Annotated in this window: 1 protein-coding gene; it reads left to right on the top strand. The window is 76.5% G+C overall.

Annotated features, from left to right (window positions below; genetic code table 11):
* Positions 1–1056 (top strand): heavy metal translocating P-type ATPase (locus ACGF07_RS35650; protein ID WP_392905851.1); only part of this gene is annotated, 1056 nt, incomplete at both ends.

Here is a 1056-nt window from a genome sequence, read left to right on the forward strand (position 1 = left end):
GCCTTCACGGCGGCCGTGGCCGTGCTGATCATCGCCTGCCCGTGCGCCCTGGGCCTGGCCACCCCGACCGCGCTGCTGGTCGGCACCGGCCGCGGCGCCCAACTCGGCATCCTGATCAAGGGCCCCGAAGTCCTGGAATCCACCCGCAAGGCCGACACCGTCGTCCTGGACAAGACCGGCACCATCACCACCGGCCAGATGACCCTGCTCGCCGTCCACACCGCCGACGGCGCCACCGAAGCCGAGGCGCTGCGCCTGGCCGGCGCCCTGGAGCACGCCTCCGAGCACCCGATCGCCCGGGCGATCGCCACCGCCGCCGCCGAGGCCGGCGACCTGCCCCCGGTCGAGGACTTCCGGAACCTGCCGGGCCTGGGCGTCCAGGGCACCGTGGACGGCCACCCGGTGATCGCCGGACGCGCGGCCCTGCTCCGCGCCTGGTCGCCCCAGCTGCCGGAACGCCTGGCCCGGGCCGAGCGCGCGGCGCAGTCCGCGGGCCGCACCGCGATCGTGGTCGGCTGGGACGGCGCGGCCCGGGCCGTGCTGGAGGTCGCCGACGCCGTGCGGCCCACCAGCGCCGAGGCCGTCGCCGCGCTGCGGGCCCTGGGCCTGACCCCGCTGCTGCTGACCGGCGACAACCGGGCGGTCGCCGAGGCGGTGGCCGCCGAGGTCGGCATCGACCCGGAGCACGTGATCGCCGAGGTCCTGCCCGAGGACAAGGTGGACGCCGTCAAGCGGCTCCAGGCCCAGGGCAGGGTCGTGGCGATGGTCGGCGACGGCGTCAACGACGCCGCCGCGCTCGCCCAGGCCGACCTGGGCCTGGCGATGGGCACCGGCACCGACGCCGCCATCGAGGCCGGCGACCTCACCCTGGTCCGCGGCGACCTGCGCGCGGCCGCCGACGCCATCCGGCTCTCCCGCCGCACCCTCGCCACCATCCGGGGCAACCTCTTCTGGGCGTTCGGCTACAACGTCGCCGCCCTGCCGCTGGCCGCGGCCGGAATGCTCAACCCGATGATCGCCGGCGCCGCCATGGCCTTCTCCTCGGTCTTCGTGGTC

This window comes from Kitasatospora sp. NPDC048194, from assembly GCF_043202455.1.
Classification (GTDB): Bacteria; Actinomycetota; Actinomycetes; order Streptomycetales; family Streptomycetaceae; genus Kitasatospora.